The organism is Acidobacteriota bacterium, from assembly GCA_033549365.1.
Lineage (GTDB): Bacteria > Acidobacteriota > Aminicenantia > Aminicenantales > Saccharicenantaceae > JAWSUF01.
The window spans coordinates 71,281-91,088 of sequence record JAWSUF010000006.1; the positions used below are offsets into that span (position 1 = coordinate 71,281).

The window sequence follows — 19,808 nt, forward strand, 5'->3', positions numbered from 1 at the left end:
ATGTCCGAGCTCCGCAAAGACCGGGTCAGCGGACGATGGGTCATTATTGCGTCCGAGCGAAGCCGGAGACCTAATGATTTCCGCCGGGACTCACCGGCGTCTTCGGCCGCGCACCCGAATGACTGTCCTTTTTGTGAACATCAGGAGTCGAAAACCCCGCCGGAAATCTTCGCCGTACGGAAAAGGAATTCCCGCCCCGACGGACCCGGATGGCGTGTCCGGGTCGTGCCGAACATGTTCCCGGCCATGGAGCGGAATGTCAAAAGCCCGGCGGGAAAAAAAGACGGCCTTTTCGTTCGCAGGGACGGACACGGCAGCCACGAAGTCGTCATCGAAACTCCGGCCCACAACCGGGAAATGGCCGATCTTCCCGTCGATCATATCGCGGATATCCTCAGGGCCTACCGCGAGCGCTTCCGGAGTCTGGAAGACGAATTCCCGCGCCATTCCATTCAGGTTTTCAAGAACAAGGGCCGTGAAGCCGGCGCATCCCTGGCCCACCCCCATTCCCAGATTCTGGCTGTTCCCGCAGCCCCCCTCAGAGTCATGGAAGAAGTTCAGGGCTCCCGACGCCTGTTCCGAAGCCGCGGGCACTGTGTCTTCTGCCTCATGATTCAGAAGGAAGGCGAAGCCGGGGAGAGAATCGTCACCGAGAACCCCCATTTCCGGGCGATCGCCCCCTTTGCGTCGCGATTTCCCTTCGAAACGGCCGTCTATCCCCTCCGGCATTCCGCTTTTTTCTCGCAGATCGAAGACGACGAGATTCCGGCTTTGGCCGGCGCCCTCAAGCATATTCTGAGAAAACTTCAATCCGCTCTCGGTGATCCGTCATACAACCTTGTGATCCACACAGCGCCCAATCCGATGCGGAAGCACGCCGCCGGCGGGGTTGTCGACCGGTCGTATCACTGGCATGTTGAAATCCTGCCTTTCGGATCGCGGGCGGCGGGTTTCGAGTGGGGGACGGGCCTGATCATCAATCCCGTATCGCCCGAGACGGCAGCCGAAGTCCTGAGAGCGGACTTATAGGCTTTCGTAGAGCTCAAGATAACGGCGGGCCGACTTTTCCCAGGAAAAGTCTTCCGCCATGGCGTTTTGAACCAGCCTCCGCCAGGCCTCTTTGTCTTCGAAGACGGCCGTCGCTCGGGCGACGCAGTCAAGAAGGGCCTCGGGCGAGGCGTCTGTGAATTTGAAACCGTTCCCGGCGCCGGTTTCGGGATCGAATTCTCCAACGGTGTCGTCGAGACCTCCCGTGGCCCGGACAACCGGCGGAGTCCCGTATTTCAAACTGTACATCTGGGTCAGGCCGCAGGGTTCATAGCGCGAGGGAATGAGAAACATGTCGGATCCGGCATAGATGATCCGGGCGGTTTTTTCGTCGAAGGCCAACCGGAGTCCGAACACATCGGGATGATTTTTTCGGGCCTGAGACAGCATATCCTGGATCGCGGCATCGCCGGTGCCGAGGATGACGACGGCCGCTCCCGCTTTCAAAACTTCGTCAAGAGCTTCATACACGATGTCCAAGCCTTTCTGTTCGGCCAGGCGCGTCACCATGCCGGCGATGGGAACCTCCGGAGGCAGCCGGAGAGCAAAGGATTCCAGAAGGGCGGTACGACAGACGGCCTTTCCGGAAAGATCCCGCCGGGAATAGGGCGCGGGAAGATGAGGATCGGTCTCCGGATTCCAATCCGCGTAATCGACGCCGTTCAAAATGCCGGTCAGGCTTTCCGCCCGGGATCGGAGCAAGCCGTCGAAACCGCATCCGAACTCCGGTGTCAGGATCTCCCGGCTGTAGCGCGGACTGACGGTGGTCAGGGCCCGGCTGTAGAGAAGTCCGGCCTTGAGAAAGCTGATCCGGCCGTGGAATTCGAGGTGGTTCATGTCGAACAGCCGGTCAGGCAGGCCGATCCGGCTGAGGACTCCGGGATCGAACAAGCCCTGGTAGGCCAGATTATGGATCGTGAAAAGCGTCTTGGTGTCTTGAAAGAAATCTCCTCCGAGCGGGGAGAACTTCAGGTAAGCCGGAACCAATCCGGTCTGCCAATCATGGAGATGAAGAATATCGGGGGAAAAATCCAGAGCTTTGAGGGCTTCCAGAGATGCGCGCGAAAAAAAACCGAAGCGTTCCCCATTGTCGGCATAATCTCCGGTCGGCGGTCCGTAAAGATGGTCGCGGTCGAAATACTCATCGCAAACGATCAGCCAGACCCTTTGCCGGCCGTCCCGGTGTTCGAGGATGTCGAAGATCCGGACCTTTCCGGCAAATTCCAGTTTCAAGCCGGAGGCGGCGGTTCGAAGAGGGAGACCCTTTGCTGCGGTTTCCCGGTAATACGGAGTCAGGACCCGCACATCGAGGCCCAGTCCGGACAACGCGTCGGGCAGGGATCCGGCCACATCGGCCAACCCTCCCGTTTTGGCGAACGGCGCAACTTCCGAAGACAGATGGACCACCTTCATCGTCTTTTTATTTTACCCGATCTCTTCACAAAAATGCTCCCGTTTTTTTTGGGTTCTTCGGATTCTTGCCAAGCCGTTGTCGAAGATGTAAGATGGCAAGGAATCCGGAAGGAGGTCCTGCATGAAACCCGACGAAGACGATCTCAAACGCCACCATAAGGCCACCGTATGGACCGGGGGATGCATCGCCGCCAGTCTTCTTGTCTATTTCGGCATCGTGGAGGTCATCCGGATGCGTCTCGCGCCATTCTACGGTTTCGCATCCATTAACGACACTCAAACCCTCCGCTTTCTTTTCGCCGGCGGGGCGGTCCTCTCGCTCATTCTTCTGAGAATTCTCCAGCCCGTTTTTCAAAAAAGCGTCCGCAACGCTCTGCCGGACGAAATCCCCGCGAAACTGGCCCGGACTTCCAAAAATTCGCTGTTTCTTGCGGAAATTCCGGCCCTTTTGGGTCTCATTCTCTTTCTGCTCACCGGCATGAACCGGGACTTTTATGCTTTTCTGGTGGTGTCTTTGATTCTGATATTCATGTATTTTCCCCGGCTGAGCTCCTGGCGGGATATCGCCGCCCGGGCCTGAGCGTGCCGCCGGGCCGATCGCGAGGTTGACCATGAGACTTCAATTCCTGGGCGCCGCCCGCCAGGTCACGGGATCCTGTTTTTTTCTTGAAGGCAACGGTCTGAAGATTCTCGTCGACTGCGGGCTTTACCAGGAACGGCCTTTTCTCGGAAGAAACTGGGACCCGTTTCCCGTCTCCCCGGAAACAATCGACGCCGTTGTCCTCACCCATGCCCATCTGGACCATTGCGGATTGCTTCCGCGTCTCGTCGCTCAGGGTTTTTCGGGGCAGGTCTTGGCCACACGGCCCACGGCCGATTTGATCAGCATTGTTCTAGCGGATTCGGCCCACATCCAGGAAGAAGATGCGGCTTATAAAAAGAAAAGGCATGAAAAAGAGGGCCGTCAGGGACCCCATCCCGTGGTTCCTCTCTATGCGGGGAAGGATGTCGCCGCCACTCTGCCCCTGGTCCGGGAAGGGGACTACGGCGAAGAGATGCCTCTCAACGGAACCGTGTCCGTCCGTTTCCATGATGCCGGGCACATCCTCGGTTCGGCCATGGTTGAAATCGCCGCCCAAGAGAACGGAAAAACAAGACGAGTCATCTTTTCCGGCGATATCGGCCAGTGGGACAAACCGCTTGTCCGCGACCCGTCGACTTTTTCGGAAGCGGACGATATTGTTATGGAGACAACCTACGGCGACAGCGGTCACGAGGATCCCCAGGGAGTCCGTGACAGGCTTCGAGATATCATTCTGACCACGTTTCAAAAAGGCGGCAACGTCGTGATTCCGACTTTCGCCCTGGAGAGGGCCCAGGAATTGATGTTTCACCTGAGCCATCTCGTCCGCGACAAATCGCTTCCCGCCGATATCCCCGTCTTCCTGGACAGCCCCATGGCCGTCGACGTCACGGAGGCATTTCTCCGCCATCCCGGGTATCTTGACGAGGAGGCCCTGAAAATGTTTCGGGAGGGGCGAAGCCCATTTCAATTCCCAGGAATGTCCTACACGAGAAAAACCGAGGAGTCCAAGGCCATCAACGACAGGCCCGGAACCTCGATCATCATGGCCGGATCCGGGATGTGTACAGGCGGCCGGGTCAAGCACCACCTTGTTCACAACATCTCACGGCCGGAATCGACCATCCTGTTTGTCGGCTACCAGGCCCGGGGGACATTGGGTCGCCACATCCTGGAGCGCCCGAAGGAAGTCCGCATCCATGGCCATCCGCGACCGGTCCGGGCCCGGCTGGAGCGCATCGACGGATTTTCGGCCCATGCCGATCGGGATGCCCTGGAAAAATGGTTGGGGGCCCTGAAGAAACCTCCGCGGCGGCTCTTCTGCGTCCATGGGGAAAAAGACGTCTCTTTCGGATTCGCCCGCAACATCCGTGAGAAAATGGACTGGAACGTCATCGTTCCCGACTACCTCGACGAATGGCCGCTGTCATGAGATATGGCGGGGGAGGCATGAGATGGACGAAAAAGAGGTCCCAACCCAGACGTTGACGGATTTCTCAACGCCTGCGGAGGTCATCGGGAATTACCGCACCCTCGAAAAGATCGGCGAAGGCGGCATGGGCGAGGTTTTCCGGGCCGAACAGATTGAACCCATCCGCCGGATCGTGGCTCTCAAGCTCGTCAAGCCCGGAATGGATTCCCGGCAGGTCGTCGCCCGCTTTGAATCCGAACGGCAGGTTCTGGCCCTGATGAATCATCCCCATATCGCCAAGGTGTACGATGCCGGAGTCTCGGAGCAGGGGCGGCCGTTTTTCGTCATGGAATACGTCACCGGCGTCCCCGTCACGGAATACTCCGATCGCCAACGCCTCAATACCCGTGAGCGCCTGCTCTTGTTCATCGATATCTGCCGGGGCATCCAGCACGCCCATCAAAAGGGAATTATCCATCGCGATATCAAGGCTTCCAACGTGCTGGTCACCGTTCAGGAGGACAAACCCGTCCCCAAGATCATTGATTTCGGCGTCGCCAAGGCCCTCTCCCGGCAACTCATGGATCAGGCGGTTTTCACCGAGATTGGACAGTTGATCGGAACACCCGAGTATATGAGCCCGGAACAAGCCGACGGAGCCGGTTTGGATATCGACACACGGGCCGATGTCTATTCGCTGGGCGTTCTTCTTTATGAAATGATCGTCGGGATTCTTCCTTGTGATCCGGCCGCTATTCGAAAATCCGGTTACGAAGAGATGCGCCGTCAGGTTCGGGAGAAAGATCCTCCGAAACCCAGCACGCGTTTCACGGCTCCGGGATTCGATCCGAATGCGGCGGCGGACAAACGGAAAACGGACGTCTCAACATTAACACGGGAACTCAAAGGGGATCTGGATTGGATCACGATGAAGGCCATGGCGAGAGATCGTTCGGATCGCTACGCCTCCGTCTCGGAGATGGCCGAGGATATTCAGCGACATCTGCGAAACGAACCCGTTTCGGCCGGTCCACCAAGTCCGGTCTACCGGTTGAAGAAATATATCCGCCGGCACCGAGTGGGTGTCACTGCGGCCGGACTCATCGTTTTGGCCTTGCTGGCCGGAATCATCGGAACCAGCCTCAATCTTCATCGGGCCCTTCAGGCGGAAAAAAACGCCGGCGAGGAAGCCGCGACCGCGCGTCGCGTCTCGGAGTTTCTCGAAAATCTTTTTCTCGTCTCGGACCCGGGCGAATCCCGGGGGAAATCCGTAACGGCCCTGGAAATCCTTGACAGGGGATTGGACACCATCGAAACCGACCTGGCCGGGCAGCCCAAGATCCAATCGCGTCTGATGGAGACCATGGGGCGGGTTTACAGAAACATGGGACTTTATGATAAATCCGATCCGATTTTTCAGAAAGCCCTGACCTTCGCTGAAGAGGCGCATGGCGAAGAGAGTCTTGAAGTCGCCGATATCCTCCACCAGATGGGCATCCTCTACGAAGCCTTGGGAAAATATGATGAAGCGGAATCCGCCGCCCGGAAAGCGATGGACATCCGAATCAAACTCTTTGGAGAACATGACTTGAGCGTGGCCCGGAGCCGGAACAGTCTGGCCATTCTGGCCTTCAATCGCGGCCGCTACACCGAGGGCGAAGACCTCCTGAAAACCTCTCTCCAAGTCAAGGAAAAGCATCTCGGCCCTCTTGATCCCGAAGTCGGGAATACGTTGACCAACCTCGGTATTCTCTATCAGACCCAAAACAGGTTGGCCGAGGCCGAACCCTATTTTGTCCGCGCCCTGGAGATTTCGGAAAAACAGCTCGGAGACGATCATCCCGACCTGGGCTCAAGTCTCAACAACCTCGGTTCGCTTTATGAGACCCTTGGACGATACGACGAGGCGGAGACCTGCTATACCCGAACCCGAACGATCTGGGAAAAAACTCTCGGCCTGGATCATCCCGATGTCGGCATTGTCCTCCACAATCTTGCCAATCTGGCCCGGTCGCGAAAGGACTATGTGGCCGCCGAGCCGCTTTACCTGCAATCATACGCGATCTGGACACAAAGCCTGGGAGAAAACCATGTCTATGTGGCCATCAGCTTGAGAGAGAGGGCGAATCTTTACCGGGAAATGGAAAAATTCAAGGAAGCCGAGGCTCTTTACAGGCAGGCTCTCGCCCTTTTTGAAAATATTTACGGTCCCGTCCATTTGAACATCGCCATCACCCTCGAAAACCAGGCCCAACTTCTTCTAAGGATCGGGCGCATCCCGGAAGCTGTCGAGATGCAAACCCGGGCTCGAACGATCCTCGAAAAAATGGAATAAACAACCCTTCCCTGATTACACTTTGGCCGGCACCCGAGGGACACTCGGGCATTCGATCCGGACCGTCGTCAGGATTCCTGCCGTATTCCAGCGCAAAAATTGATCCGGAAGGAATAAGACTTTCTGGGAACCATCATGAAGCCGTCCGTCAAGCCGACCCCGATGTCTCCGGCCGGGAGCCTGTCGAAAAGCGTTTTCTGACCGGAGACATCCCAGCCTTTATAGCCTGGAGCGTACCTTTTCCCGGGATGGAGACCGAGAGAGCGGCCCCATTCGCCGAGCCTGGCCTCGGCATTTCTGGAAACCGCGCTGACGGCCTCTGTTCCGAGAGCGTCAAGAACAAGCCCCCGGAGAAGGTCGTGTTCGGCCATGAATCGTGCGGCCCGTTGCTCGATGCCCGGTCCGATGGTGCAGATGCAGAGACCGGCGCTGAGGGCGCCGGCGAAAACGCCATGCGGTTCGAGCCCGCCGGACGGGACAACCGCAGCCGCCGCGGCGGGGGCCAGCAGCCGCGAAGCTTCGGCCGTTTCCTCGCGGACGAGATCGATGAGGGAGAGATCCCCTTGCTCCGGCCGCTTCCGCACGCCCAGACGGCGAAGAATCCGCGCCTCGTCGAATACGACGGGAAAATCCCGCCATACCCGCGCACCTGTTTTTTCCGACCCTGCCGGGCTCATTTCCGATCTCAGGCTTCGTCGGGAAGTTGATCGAGACCGCAGGCCCGGGCATAGGCGGTCATGATTTCGCGAACGGCAACGGCTTTCGGCTCCTCGGGCGGAGACGGCGCATACCCGGACAGCCTCCGCTCCACGTCCTCGCGCGCTCGATCGGCCATGGTTTTTCTTCCCGAAGCAACCCAGGCCTCATAGGTTTCCCTGTCGGCCAGACGGGGCATGGTATGTTCGCTCCGGTAAAGCCGCCGCGTGTGTTCGTGGGTGAGGAAAGACATGTCCGGCCCAAGGGTTTTGAAAATATCCAGGGCGAGAGGGGTGTCGCGGCGTGAAATCCCGTCGAGCAAGCGGTAGGCCATTCCGCAGATCTCGTCGTCCACCACAAGCTTTTCGAGACTTTGACAGCTTTCGAAATCCAGCATGCCCGGTCCCGAAACGATATTGACACCGGCCAGCGCGGCCAGCACGGCGCCCAGAGCGGACTCCAGTCCGGCTTGAGTGTCGAGCGTCTTGGCGTCGGAGAGCCCCATATAGGCATGAACCGGCATTCCGAGAGCTTTCCCGACCTGGGCGTATCCGGCGTCGATCATCATGGTCTCGATCGCGCCCATGGGTGTCGTGCCCCGGCGCATGTCGAAGCTCGAGGGCGATCCGCCGAAAATGACGGGCGCGCCGGGCCGGGCCGCCTGGCAAATGGCCATGCCGCAGAGATTTTCGGCCGTGTGCTGAACCAAGGTCCCGGCTATGGTGACGGGAGAGGTCGCCCCGGTCATGCCCATGGAGATGAGTTCGGACGGAATTCCGGCCCGGGCCGCATCGATCAGGCTTTGCGACGTCAAGCGGCTCCACTTCAGGGGAGGGGAGGGGCAGGCATCGAAGACGGCCAGCGGCTTTTCAGCGAGCGCCGCCGCGCTGCCCCGAATCGCCGTCAGCATCTCGCGCATGGGAGCGAAGCTTTCGACGCGGAACGTTCCGGTGATGAAAGGCTTTTTCGCTTCCCGTAGGCCGAGATAAAGTCTGTAGGCATCGGCCATGTCGTGGGGGACGTCGGCGCTGACCAGCGCCGTGCTCTGGAAATGGATATGGGTCAGGGTTTCGGCCAGCCGGAAAAACCGGACCAGGTCCCGGGTGACCGGTTTGCGTTCGGACTGCGTTTCGGGATCGAGGATGGAGACGGCCGCGGAGCCGGGATCGAAGTGGACGTTGTCGCCGCCGATGATGAACGATTTTTCACCCGTTCGGTCATAAAGCCGGATTTCGGAAGGCGTCGTCGCCAGGGCGTTTTCGACCAGACTGCGCCCCAGGCAGGCTTTCTGGGACTTGAGGTCGATTTGTGCTCCCGCGCCGCCGAGAAGCTTGAGGGCGTTTTCGTTTTCGACGAAGATGCCGTGGTTTTCAAGCAAAGAAAAGGCTTCGTCGATGATGGAGCCGACCAAGCCGTCGTCCAGGAGGGTCATACGGGGTCTGATTGCGGCGCTCATCGGATGTCTCTCCCAGCGTGTTCACGGCGTTTTTTCACATCGGTTGCAATGGTTTTTGCCGCGCGCACGGCGTCGGGGGCGTTGGCACCGAATCCGTCGGCACCGATCTGTTCGGCCCAGGCCCGGGTCACGGGCGCTCCGCCGACCAGTACGCCGTAACGGTCGCGGAGGCCTTTGTCCGCAAGAAGGCCGATCAGCCGCTTCTGGTTGAGCATGGTCGTCGTCAACAGGGCGGACAGACAGATGATGTCCGCTTTCTTCTCCTCGGCCTCGGCAATAAAGCGTTCCAGCTTGACATCGGCTCCGAGATCATGGACTTCGAAGCCATTGGCCTGGAGCATCGCGGCGACCAGATTTTTCCCGATATCGTGGATGTCGCCCTCGACGGTGCCGATGACCACGGCGCCCTCGGGCGACGCCGCCCGGCCGCCTTGAAGAAGAGCCGGCCTCAAAACCTCCATGGCCTCCTTCATGCAGGCGGCACTCGTGATGAGTTCGGGCAGGAAATACTCGCCCTCTTCCCAGAGATCGCCGACTTTCTGAATGCCGGGGATATAGCCTTTCTCCATGACCCTCGCGGGATCGATGCCGAGACCCAGGGCCTCCTCGGCCAGAGTCCGAGCCCGGATCTTGTCTCCGGACACGACGGCCTCCCGCATGGCGTCGAACAATTTTTCTTCAGTCATGACAACTCCTCCCTAGAATTTCCGCCATCCTCCGGATGGTGTCCGGATCCGTGCCGCAGCATCCGCCGATGATGTTCGCGCCGGCCGCGGCCATTCGGGGAACGTGGGCGACATAATCTTCGACACTCTGCGCATAGGTGACCCCGGCGTCTCCGATCTGCGGCTGTCCCGAATTCGCTTGGGCAATCAGAGGAAGCGGAGTGGCCGCCCGCATCTCGGCGACAAGAGCGGCCATATCCTTGCTGTCCAACGTGCAGTTGGCGCCGACGGCGGCCGCGCCCGCCTTTTCAAGAGCGGACAAACTCGCCGCGACGGCGTCGCCCATGATTGTGAAATAGCCCCGGGGAAAGCTGTTGAACGTCAAGGTCGTGAACACGGGACATCCGGTCTTCCGGGCCGCCCGGAGAGCGCAGAGAGCCTCCCGGAGATCGTACTGGGTTTCGATGAGCAGAAAATCCACGCCGCCTTCCGCGAGGGCTTGGGCCTGGAGGGCATACGTTTCTTCAAGCTGGGATTCCGTGCACTCGCCTTGAGGGGCCAGAAATCGGCCCGTCGGACCCAGGCTCCCACCGACGAATCGACCGCTGGGACGGACCGAGACGGCGATTTCCGCGGCGGCGCGGTTGAGCTCCTCGGCCCGGTCCTGCAGACCGTGAGAGGCCAGTTTGATCGGCGTGCCGCCGAAGCTGTTGGTCAGGACGGCATCCGCTCCGGCCTCGAAATAGGCGGCGTGAACGCTGCGGATTTCATCGGGACGTTCGGCGTTCCACAGTTCGGGCGGATCGCCGGGCGAAAGCCCTTTCTGAAAAAGCTGGGTGCCCATGGCGCCGTCAAGGAGGACAACTCTTCGGGCGGCAAGTTCGAGAATGGGTGAGGTCATAATTCATCTCCTGTGAAGGGTCGGAAAGCCAGGGATTCCACAAACACATCCTGGAACAGGCCGCCCGAACCCAGGGACAGATGGAGGATTTTTCCGACGGATGACGCGAGGCGCTTTCTTTCGGAGGCTTGGAGAAGGAGTTTTCTTGCCCCTGCAAGAGAGGCGTTTCCGAGAAACATCACCTTTTCAGGATCGATGGACGGCACAAGCCCCAGCGTCATGGCGTTTCGAATGTTCATTGACGCGCCGAAGGCGCCGGCGACGAGAATTCCGTCGAGGTCGTCCAGGACGACACGGGCGCTCCGAAGAAGCAGGCGGATTCCCGTCTTCAAGGCGGCGACGGCCAATTGAAGCTCTCTCACGTCCGTCTGGGTCAGGACCGGGCCCGAACCGAGAGGCAGGATTTTGTCGGCCCGGGCGATCCGGCCGTCCCGGCCGAGGAGTCCGTTTTCGAGGGCGACGGCCAGGGTGTCGATCAAGCCGGTGCCGCACACTCCCGCGGCGGGGCCGTTTCCCAATGTCTCGCAGAGGAAACGACCGTCTTTCCATTCGACCCTGTGGACGGCGCCGGGAACGGCCATCATCCCGCAGGAGATGCTCATGCCCTCGAAAGCGGGCCCGGCAGCGGTGGACGCGGCGAACATGCGGCGGCCTTTTTTCAGGACAATTTCGCCGTTGGTTCCCAGGTCGATAAAAAGCCATGTTCCCGGGCGCCGGTCGAACTCCGACGCGGACAGCCCGGCCGCGACATCGCCTCCGATGAAGCTTTTGATGTTGGGAACAATGAGAACACGGGCGGGAGGACACGAAGTCAATCCGACATCCCCGGCTTCGAGGGGAGGAAGCGATCGGAATACGGCATGGAAGGGTGAGAACCCGAGGGTATCCACCGGAACACCCAGAAGGAGATGGTTCATGGCCGTGTTTCCGGCGATGACGCAATCATAAATCGCCGGGTCGCCCGGAACGGCTCCGACAAGTTCCCGAATCAGCTCGTTCAGGATCTCCAATACGGATCTTCTCAGTCTTTCGCGGTCGGCCGGATCCTCGACGGCCCGCGTAATTCGTGAGAGAAGATCGGCTCCGTAGGCGGCCTGGGGGTTGAGCGCCATTTTCCGCCCAATGATTTTTCCCGTGTTGAGATCGACGAGTTCGACGGCGATGGTCGTCGTACCGACATCCACGGCGATTCCGTAAGTCGAGCCCGTCGTGTCTCCGGGTTCAAGGCCGATGACATCGTCCGGACCGTAGAAAACGGCCGTCAGCCCCTTCGCGTCTTTTAGGGATTTTCCCGGGAGATCACGCAGGGTTCGGAGGGCGATCCGCAGGTTTTTGCGCCCTATTGCCGCAGCCAGGATTTCCTGGAGCGAGAGGGGAGAGGAGAGCGAGGAATCCGGAGCCTCGATCCGGATCTTTGACACCGCGGGAGCGATATCCGAGACGGACCCTGTTTCGGTCACAGCGGCCCCCGCAGGCCGTTCCGTCCGGGATGTCTCGGGAACCTGGATCTCGACATCTCCCGCCGGCCGAAAGATGCAGGCCAGGCGGCGGCCGGGTTCGTCCCCATGACGGGCGAGAAGACGGGCCTCGCCTTCGCTCGGATGCCCGGGATCGCCCGAGATCACCCGAATCCGGCACTGCCCGCAGGTTCCTTTTCCTCCGCACTCGGACCGGAGATCGATCCCGGCGCTTTGGATGATGCCGGACATTCGATCGCCTTGCTTCGCCGCCCACCGAATCCTTTCCGGGCTGATGGTGACGGTGATCTTTTTGTCGCTCATGGGCCGGCCTTTTTCATAAGAAGGCATTTTATCGTATTTGGCTTCCGTTTGACAGGCCTCCGATTCATCCAAAGTCCGGGTTCCGACAAGAAAAATTTTGGGTTATAATGATCCGGTATGAATCGCACCGCCCGCCGTTTCCGTAATCCCGAAAAATCCCGGTGGGCGCCGCGTCGAACATTTCACGTCAGGGGAGGACCATGAGTTATCCACGATTTTTCACCGCGGACATCCCTCGCCGGAGGTTTCTCGAGCTCAGCCTCAAGGGCGGGGCGGTTTTGGCCGTGTCCCCCGCGATGCTGTCCTGCGTCAAGGCGGGCCGGCGTCCTGAGTCGCTCGAAGTCGACAAATCCGTTCTGGACCGGGTGATCCGGAAGGCTCTTGAAACGGGCGGCGATTTCGCCGACGTCTACGCCGAACATCGGGTTACACGCAAAATCCTGATGGAGGAATCGAAATTCAAGAGCGCCGTAACCGGCATCAGCCGCGGGGCCGGAGTCCGGGTCATCGCCGGAGACAAGACGGGATTCGCCTACACTGACGAAATCACCGAAGAGGTGCTTCTCCGCGCCGCGCAGACGGCCTCGGCCATCGCTCGAAGCGGCGCGGCAACCGCGGCGGTTCCCGTGAAGGAGGAGAAGCGGCCTTCCTATATTACGGTCAAGGTGCCCCTGGGAGAGGTGGCCGACGAAAAGCGGCTGGATATCATGAAGAGGGCCGATGACGCCGCCCTGGCCTTCGACTCCCGGATCCGGATGGCTTCCATCGATTATTACGACGAGATCCGCGGCCGCGTCGTCGCCAACAGCGAGGGGCTCTACCTCAGCGACGAACTGCCGCACATTTTCTTCATCGTTCAGACGCTCGGCCGGGACGGCGCGGCCTCGCACATGGGCCGGGAGCGCCTCAGCCGCCATTCGGGCATCGAGGTTTTCGACGAGGTCACCCCTGAGGAGGTGGCCCGGGCCTGCGCCCGCGAATCCATCGCCATGCTGGAGGCCCAGGATGCACCGGCCGGCCGCATGGACGTCGTGATGCAGAACGGCTGGGGAGGCGTGCTGGTTCACGAGGCCGTCGGCCATCCGCTCGAAGCCGACAACATCGCCCGGGAAACCGGAGTCTTTGTCGGCAGGATGGGACAAAAAGTCGCCTCCGACGTCTTCACCATGGTCGACGACGGCACTCTTCCCAACTTCCGCGGCACAAAGAATTTCGACGACGAGGGCACGCCCATGCAGAGGAACGTCCTCATCGAGAACGGCGTTCTGGTCAAGTACATGACCGACGTCCTTTCGGCCAAACAGCTCGGAATGGAACGGACGGGAAACGGCCGGCGGGAAAGTTTCCACTATATCCCGATTCCCCGGATGACCAACACCTTCATCGAAAAAGGGAAGGACACCCCGGCCGATATTCTGGCCTCGACGCCAAGCGGCCTTTACGTTCAGAGCCTGAGCGGAGGGAGCGTCAACCCGACGACGGGCGTTTTCAACTTCACCTGCCGGGAAGCCTACTTGATCGAGAACGGCAAAAAAACCGTTCCCGTCCGCGGCGCCACTCTGATCGGAAACTGTCTGGATGTCATCGCCGGCATCGACGCCGTGGGGGACGACCTGGACTTCGGACCGGGAATCTGCGGCAAAGGCCAGATGGCTGAAGTCACGGCCGGACAGCCCACCGTCCGGATCCGGGGCATCAATGTCGGCGGATCGCGGGCCCGGGCCTAGGGAAAGCGGAGAAAGGAGATTCCTATGAACATCAGGGAAACGGCTGAACGATATGTCGCGGAGTGTCTGAAAAAAGGCGCCGACGCGGCCGAGGTCTATGTCGAATCGGGACGGCGGTTGAGCGTCCGCATCCGGAACGGCGCCGTTGAAACCGTGCAGGAAGCGGCCGGCCGGGGCGCCGGATTCCGCGTCTTCGTCAAAAACGCCATGGCCTTCGCCCATTCGAACGATCTTTCCGAAAAAACCTGCGAAAAGGCCATCGAGCGTGCCATCTCCTTCGCCCGGATCACAACACCCGATCCGAACAACATTCTCCCCGACGATCCCGGTGTCGGCGATGCCGGCCCCCTCTACGATCCCGAGATCGAGACCATCCCCCTGGAAAGGAAAATCGATCTGGCCCTCAAGGCCGAGGAGACGGCCCTGAAAGACGCCCGCATCACGCTGAGCGGTGGAGCCAATTATGGGGAAGGGGAGGGAGAGATCGCCCTGGCCAACTCCCACGGCCTTCTTAAAAGTTATCGGGCAACGAGCTGTTCCTTCGGCGTGTCCGTTGTGGCCGCCAAGGACGACGAACGGTCCTCGGGAGGCGAATCCTGCGGCCGCCGGTTCTTTGCCGATCTCAAAACCGTACCGGAGGTGGCTGAGCGGGCGGCCTGGAAAGCCTGGCGGATGCTCGGCGCCAAGCCGGTCAAAACCCAGAGAGCGTCCGTTGTCTTTGATGCCGACGTCGCTTACGCCCTTCTCGGGGGGATTCTCGGCGCCGTCAACGGCGAACGCGTTCTCCAGGGGGCGAGTTTTCTGGCCGGAAAACTCGACCGGAAAATCGGCTCGGGACTGATGACCCTGATCGACGACGGCCTCCGCCCCAAAGGCCCTGCGAGCGCCCCCTTCGACGGCGAGGGAGTCCCCAAACGCACCCGGGTCATCGTCGAAAAGGGCGTTCTCCGCGGCTATCTGTACAACACCATCGTCGCCGCACGGGCCGGTGTTCAAAGCACGGGAAACGCCTCCCGGGGCGGTTTTTCCAGCCTGCCCGGCATCGGACCCCATAATTTTTATATGGAAGCCGGAATCCATAAGCCTGAAGACATCGTTCGGGCCACCCGGCGCGGCCTTCTGGTCACGGAAGTGACGGGCTACGGCATCAATCCCGTGAACGGCCATTTCAGCGGCGGCGTGGCCGGATTCTGGATCGAAAACGGCAAAATCGTCCACCCGGTCCGAGGATTGACCGCAGCCGGAAGCGCTGAGGAAATGCTCAACGGCATCGATATGGTCGGAAACGATCTCGATCTCAACCGGGGACTGACCGCCCCGACCTTCCGGATCCGGGAGCTCCAGATCGGCGGCGTCTAAAAAAAAGCCGGAGCCGGCCTTTCAAAATTTGAAATACAGGGTGAAGTTGGCCCACATGTGGGCGTCGGGGGCATCGCGGTTTTCCGGCTTGTCGAAGAAGGCGTACTTGATGTTGGGAATAATCCAGACGTTCTTCGCGGCCAGATAGCTGACGCCGGCGATGATGTAATTCGTCTTGACGTTGTTGGGGAAGGGGAAGTAGGCGCGGCCTCCGCTGAACCCTTGTTCCCAGCCGTCTCCGATACACTTGTCGTAGCGGCCGATGATCTCGACCCTCTCGCCGCCCTTGATGACCGCGAAGCCGGAGACCATGCCGTAGTCACGCTTGGCACCGGCAATGTCCTGGTTTTTATTGGCGTACAGAAAACCGAACCGGCCGAAATCACCCGAGTAGGAAATGAAGCCCTGATAGACGTAAAAGGTTCTGTCTTCCGTCTGCTTTTCGTAATCGCCGTAGAATTCAATAAACATGCCCTTGACGGGTTTGAAACTCAAGGCTCCGTAGAGCATCTTGCCTTTGTTGGTTTCCCCGCTGGCGTTGCCGATGCCGTACATCAGGGTGTAGCCGATGGTCTTCTTTTCATCCAGATTGCCGGCCACCGAAATGCCGAGGTCGCGGGATGAGCGAAGGCCGAAGTGATCCAGAGGGGTTTTTTCGAGCGGCCGGTGGCCCCAGACGCTTTCCACCTGTTCATACGTCGGCGGTCCCTGGAGTCCGACAGAAACGTTCTGGCCGGCGAGCTTGAACCGGAGATAGGCGTCCTTGACATAGGGCGTGAGAGCGGACGTTGAGGTGTAGTTTCCGGGCGAGTTCATTTCCAGGCGGAATCTCATTGAAATCCCGTCTGTGACGGCGTTGTTGTAGGTGAAATAGATCCGCCGGAACCACAGGCCGTGGCTTCCCTCCAGGTCTTTGTTGGAGCTTGTCAGGTACATGTAATATTCGGGAATCATGTAGCCGTCGAACTTGCCCTGGGCTTGAAGCGAGGCGGAGCCGAGGCCGAAAACGAGTACCGCCAGAAGCACGAAATTGGCCTTTTTCATGTGCTTATTCTCCTTGATATTTTTGCGCATCCCTCGATGCACGGGGGGATTATGCGGAGGACATGTTAACCGGCAATGTGCACAGAATTAATTTTCCGTTAACGATGGAAATATCGCACCTCCGGATCTTATTATACAAGACTGTTCGGCCGCATGAAAATTCTCCTGTCTTTGAACCTCAATAAGCGATAGCCGTATTAAAGTTTATCGGTGATTATCTGTGTTCTGAAGGAGGTTTGCATGTTTCATGCGAAAACATCAGGAAGATTTTCGCTCATCGGGGCTCTTCTCCCGATCGCTCTCTTGATTGTCGCCGCCGCGGAATTGAACGGACAGCGCGCCGAGGCCGTCGGCGCCGTTTTTGAAAAATTGTCCTGGCGGAATATCGGACCCGCCGTGATGGGCGGCCGAACCGTCGATATCCAGGCCGTCGAGGCGGAACCCTGGATCGTCTATGCCGCCATCGGCCCGAGCGGCATCTGGAAAACCGAAAACGGAGGGCATACCTGGAATCCGGTTTTCTTCAAGGAAAACACCGTCTCCGTCGGCGCCGTGGCCGTGTCCCAGTCCCATCCTGACATCGTCTGGGCGGGAACGGGGGAGGCGACCTGCCGGAACAGCGTGACGATCGGAGACGGCGTTTACAAGTCTGTTGACGCGGGAAAAACATGGACGCATAGGGGACTCACTGAAACGAGGCACATCAGCCGGATTCTTATCAACAGGGGAGACCCCAACATCGTCTATGTCGCCGCCATGGGCCATCTCTGGGGACCCAACGGCGAACGCGGCGTCTATAAAACCACGGACGGCGGAACGAGCTGGTCTCATGTCCTGTATCTTGATGATAATACAGGAATTGCGGAGTTGGCGATGGATCCCTTCGACTCCCGGATTCTCTACGCCGCCGCCTATGAATACCGGCGTCTTCCTTGGCATTTCTCGAGCGGAGGACCGGGAAGCGGTCTGTACAAGTCGACCGACGGAGGAGCGACTTGGGATCGCCTGACCCGGGATCTCCCTGAAGGCCTCCTCGGACGGATCGGGATCGGCGTTTCCAGAAGCCGCGAGGGCGTCGTCTACGCCCTGATCGAACATGCGGATGCCGGAATTTGGCGTTCCGAAGATAAAGGCGCAACGTGGGAAAGAATGTGCGACAACGCGACCTACCGCCGGGTCATGACGCGCCCCTTTTATTACAGCCGCATCCATGTCGATCCGACGAACGACGCCACGGTCTATGTCCTGTCCACGGGACTCCACGTCTCCAACGACGGGGCACGCCGTTTCCGGAGCATCGGGGCGGGTGTCCATCCCGATCACCACGCTCTATGGATCAACCCGGCCAATCCCCGGCATCTCATCAACGGCAACGACGGCGGAATCGACATCTCTCATGACGGCGGGACGACCTGGTCGGCCGTCCAGTCCATGGATCTGGCTCAAGTCTACCAAGTTGGCTTCGATATGCGCCATCCCTACCATGTCCATGTCGGTTTGCAGGACAACGGTTCCTGGGGCGGACCGAACACGTCCCTGGATCCAAGAGGTGTTCTCAACGAGGATTGGGTCATGATCAACGGGGGAGACGGGTTTTTCGTCAGGCCCGATCCCGAGGATCATGCCGTCGTCTACGCCAATTCCCAGATGAACGGCCTGGTGAGACACAATCTTCACATCGGCCGCAGCAAATCGATTCGTCCGACGGCGCCTTTGGACGCGCGGCCTTATCGATTCAACTGGAATTCCCCGGTTTTGATCTCCTCCCATGATTCCAAGACGGTCTATACGGGGGGAAATTTCCTCTTTCGCACCCGGGACGGCGGCCGATCCTGGGACATCATCAGCCCCGACCTGACGACGGACGATCCCGCAAAGCAGAAGGATTCAGGCGGACCGATATTTCTGGAAAACTCCGGCGCCGAAATGCATTGCACGATCACGACCATCGCCGAATCGCCCCTGGACCCCGATGTCATCTGGTGCGGGACGGATGACGGAAACCTCCAGCTTACCCGGGACGGCGGGAAAACCTGGACGAATGTCGCGGGCCGGATCCCGGGTTTGCCCAGGGGCACATGGTGTTCCCGGGTCGAGGCGTCGCATCATGAGGCCGGAACGGTCTATGCGGCCTTCGACGCTCACCGAACCGACGATTATGCCCCTTACCTCTTTAAAACCAGCGACTTCGGGCGCACATGGAAATCCCTGAGAGCCGATCTTCCCCCTTTGGGCTGGATTCACGTCGTCCGGGAAGACCCGAAAAACAGCCGATTGCTCTACGTCGGAACGGAATTCGGGGTCTTTGCATCCCTTGACGGCGGCCTGAGCTGGTTTTCCCTCAAGAACAACATGCCGACCGTGGCCGTCCATGACCTTGTGGTGCATCCCCGGGAAAACGATCTGATCGCCGGAACCCACGGCCGGGGCGTCTGGATTCTGGACGACATCTCATTCCTTCAGGACATGTCTCCGGAGATTCTGGCTTCGGATTTCCATGTTTTCAAGCCCAGGCCGGTGACCGATTTCCATCTTTCGACAAGAGGGGAGCCCTACAGCCGGCCGGTCTTCGCCGGAAGAAACGTGTCGCCGGGTGCGATTCTCACAATGTGGTTGAAGGATGAAAACAAGGACAAGATCAAAATCGCCGTCAGGGACGAATCGGGGGAGATGGCAGCGGAAATCAATCTGCCGCGAAATCCCGGTCTCCATAGGGAAATCTGGAATCTTCAAACGATTCCCTTCGCCTCCGATGGAAAAAAATATAACCCTTCCCTGACCGGCATGACCGGGCTCACAACCGTTGCTCCGGGCCTTTATCATTTGACTGTTGAATTCAAGGAGAGGAACGTGAGTGTCCCCCTGAAAATTCGCCCCGATCCGAGAGTGGTTTTTCCGAATGACGAGCGTCAGGAAGCCATGGCGGCTTTGGGCGATGTTCTGAAAACGTCTCAGAAAATGGGGATTGTCATCACAGCCTTGGCCAATATCCGAAGGCATCTAAACAGCCTGGAAAACGATATGGAAAAAATCCGGGAGACGATTCCGGATTTCACCCGGGACCGGGAAGATCTGAAATATTTTCTTGTTCCCCTCGAAAAAAACATCAGTCCGCCGCGCATGGGCGTCTTTCAGGCCGACTGGGAGACATCCCTTAGGGGAGGGCATCCGGCATTCCTTCTGATGATTCTCGGAAACTCCATTTCCGGTTATCCGTCCGCACCGACACGCGCTGAAATCAATTTGCTTGCCGACATCAATCAACTTTTGGATTCGGCAATAGAGACATATAACACATTGATAATAAATAAGATAGAAGATATAAACGGGAAGCTGGAGGAAAAAGGCTTCAAACCGTTTCCAGCGCTGAAAAAAATTGAAAATCCTTAA

General features: G+C 59.1%; 14 protein-coding genes. 7 read left to right on the plus strand and 7 right to left on the minus strand.

What is annotated here, in order from left to right:
* Positions 1-1,029 carry a galactose-1-phosphate uridylyltransferase gene (galT, locus tag SCM96_10025; GenBank protein MDW7760959.1) on the plus strand — a complete coding sequence of 343 codons (1,029 nt, stop codon included), beginning with the start codon at positions 1-3 and terminating at the stop codon, positions 1,027-1,029.
* On the opposite strand, the gene glgA is transcribed toward galT, so the two are convergent.
* Positions 1,024-2,460 (minus strand): glycogen synthase GlgA, encoded by a 1,437-nt coding sequence (glgA, locus tag SCM96_10030; GenBank protein MDW7760960.1) that lies wholly within the window; start codon positions 2,458-2,460, stop codon positions 1,024-1,026. The two genes, galT and glgA, sit on opposite strands and share 6 nt — an antisense overlap.
* A 121-nt stretch (positions 2,461-2,581) precedes the next feature.
* On the opposite strand from glgA, the gene SCM96_10035 reads away from it, so the two are divergent.
* Genes SCM96_10035 through SCM96_10045 form a run of 3 tightly spaced genes read left to right on the plus strand, consistent with a single transcriptional unit; the run spans position 2,582 to position 6,789 of the window.
* Complete coding sequence (locus SCM96_10035; GenBank protein ID MDW7760961.1) at positions 2,582-3,040, plus strand: hypothetical protein; 459 nt, start codon at positions 2,582-2,584, stop codon at positions 3,038-3,040.
* Between the two features lie 31 nt (positions 3,041-3,071).
* Positions 3,072-4,475 (plus strand): MBL fold metallo-hydrolase, encoded by a 1,404-nt coding sequence (locus SCM96_10040; GenBank protein MDW7760962.1) that lies wholly within the window; start codon positions 3,072-3,074, stop codon positions 4,473-4,475.
* 22 nt (positions 4,476-4,497) lie between these two features.
* Positions 4,498-6,789: a serine/threonine-protein kinase gene (locus SCM96_10045; GenBank protein ID MDW7760963.1), complete on the plus strand. Its 2,292-nt coding sequence runs from the start codon at positions 4,498-4,500 to the stop codon at positions 6,787-6,789.
* A 68-nt stretch (positions 6,790-6,857) separates the two neighbouring features.
* Here the strand turns inward: SCM96_10045 and SCM96_10050 are convergent, their stop codons facing one another.
* From SCM96_10050 to SCM96_10070, 5 genes are read right to left on the minus strand one after another with little or no spacing between them, the layout of a single operon-like run.
* Positions 6,858-7,466 carry a vitamin B12 dependent-methionine synthase activation domain-containing protein gene (locus tag SCM96_10050; GenBank protein MDW7760964.1) on the minus strand — a complete coding sequence of 203 codons (609 nt, stop codon included), beginning with the start codon at positions 7,464-7,466 and terminating at the stop codon, positions 6,858-6,860.
* Positions 7,467-7,474: 8 nt separating this feature from the next.
* Positions 7,475-8,941 (minus strand): trimethylamine methyltransferase family protein, encoded by a 1,467-nt coding sequence (locus tag SCM96_10055; protein ID MDW7760965.1) that lies wholly within the window; start codon positions 8,939-8,941, stop codon positions 7,475-7,477.
* Positions 8,938-9,627 (minus strand): corrinoid protein, encoded by a 690-nt coding sequence (locus tag SCM96_10060; protein ID MDW7760966.1) that lies wholly within the window; start codon positions 9,625-9,627, stop codon positions 8,938-8,940. Before SCM96_10060 ends, SCM96_10055 begins: the two co-directional genes overlap by 4 nt.
* On the minus strand, positions 9,620-10,507 hold the full coding sequence (locus tag SCM96_10065; protein ID MDW7760967.1) for a homocysteine S-methyltransferase family protein: 888 nt from the start codon (positions 10,505-10,507) through the stop codon (positions 9,620-9,622). The genes SCM96_10060 and SCM96_10065 overlap by 8 nt, the downstream gene beginning before the upstream one ends.
* The gene (locus tag SCM96_10070; GenBank protein MDW7760968.1) at positions 10,504-12,288 is read right to left on the minus strand and encodes an ASKHA domain-containing protein; all 1,785 of its coding nucleotides are present in this window, start codon (positions 12,286-12,288) and stop codon (positions 10,504-10,506) included. The genes SCM96_10065 and SCM96_10070 overlap by 4 nt, the downstream gene beginning before the upstream one ends.
* 200 nt (positions 12,289-12,488) lie before the next feature.
* Here SCM96_10070 and SCM96_10075 point away from each other — a divergent pair, with 200 nt between their 5' ends.
* Together SCM96_10075 and SCM96_10080 are read left to right on the plus strand one after the other, a co-directional pair.
* Complete coding sequence (locus SCM96_10075; GenBank protein MDW7760969.1) at positions 12,489-14,015, plus strand: TldD/PmbA family protein; 1,527 nt, start codon at positions 12,489-12,491, stop codon at positions 14,013-14,015.
* Between the two features lie 24 nt (positions 14,016-14,039).
* Positions 14,040-15,374 carry a TldD/PmbA family protein gene (locus SCM96_10080; GenBank protein MDW7760970.1) on the plus strand — a complete coding sequence of 445 codons (1,335 nt, stop codon included), beginning with the start codon at positions 14,040-14,042 and terminating at the stop codon, positions 15,372-15,374.
* 21 nt (positions 15,375-15,395) lie between these two features.
* Here SCM96_10080 and SCM96_10085 read toward each other — a convergent pair whose 3' ends face one another.
* Positions 15,396-16,418: a hypothetical protein gene (locus tag SCM96_10085; protein ID MDW7760971.1), complete on the minus strand. Its 1,023-nt coding sequence runs from the start codon at positions 16,416-16,418 to the stop codon at positions 15,396-15,398.
* A gap of 240 nt (positions 16,419-16,658) precedes the next feature.
* Between SCM96_10085 and SCM96_10090 the strand changes: the two genes are divergently transcribed.
* Positions 16,659-19,808, plus strand: coding sequence for a hypothetical protein (locus tag SCM96_10090; protein ID MDW7760972.1), 3,150 nt, complete (start codon positions 16,659-16,661; stop codon positions 19,806-19,808).

Bases quoted from the DNA above. Each gene is read 5' to 3' on its own strand.
- SCM96_10080 (MDW7760970.1), top strand. From the start codon at position 14,040: ATGAACATCAGGGAAACGGCTGAACGATATGTCGCGGAGTGTCTGAAA.
- SCM96_10090 (MDW7760972.1), top strand. From the start codon at position 16,659: ATGTTTCATGCGAAAACATCAGGAAGATTTTCGCTCATCGGGGCTCTT.
- SCM96_10050 (MDW7760964.1), bottom strand. From the start codon at position 7,466: ATGAGCCCGGCAGGGTCGGAAAAAACAGGTGCGCGGGTATGGCGGGAT.
- SCM96_10060 (MDW7760966.1), bottom strand. From the start codon at position 9,627: ATGACTGAAGAAAAATTGTTCGACGCCATGCGGGAGGCCGTCGTGTCC.
- SCM96_10085 (MDW7760971.1), bottom strand. From the start codon at position 16,418: ATGAAAAAGGCCAATTTCGTGCTTCTGGCGGTACTCGTTTTCGGCCTC.
- SCM96_10035 (MDW7760961.1), top strand. From the start codon at position 2,582: ATGAAACCCGACGAAGACGATCTCAAACGCCACCATAAGGCCACCGTA.
- SCM96_10040 (MDW7760962.1), top strand. From the start codon at position 3,072: ATGAGACTTCAATTCCTGGGCGCCGCCCGCCAGGTCACGGGATCCTGT.
- SCM96_10045 (MDW7760963.1), top strand. From the start codon at position 4,498: ATGGACGAAAAAGAGGTCCCAACCCAGACGTTGACGGATTTCTCAACG.
- SCM96_10065 (MDW7760967.1), bottom strand. From the start codon at position 10,507: ATGACCTCACCCATTCTCGAACTTGCCGCCCGAAGAGTTGTCCTCCTT.
- SCM96_10075 (MDW7760969.1), top strand. From the start codon at position 12,489: ATGAGTTATCCACGATTTTTCACCGCGGACATCCCTCGCCGGAGGTTT.
- glgA (MDW7760960.1), bottom strand. From the start codon at position 2,460: ATGAAGGTGGTCCATCTGTCTTCGGAAGTTGCGCCGTTCGCCAAAACG.
- SCM96_10070 (MDW7760968.1), bottom strand. From the start codon at position 12,288: ATGAGCGACAAAAAGATCACCGTCACCATCAGCCCGGAAAGGATTCGG.
- galT (MDW7760959.1), top strand. From the start codon at position 1: ATGTCCGAGCTCCGCAAAGACCGGGTCAGCGGACGATGGGTCATTATT.
- SCM96_10055 (MDW7760965.1), bottom strand. From the start codon at position 8,941: ATGAGCGCCGCAATCAGACCCCGTATGACCCTCCTGGACGACGGCTTG.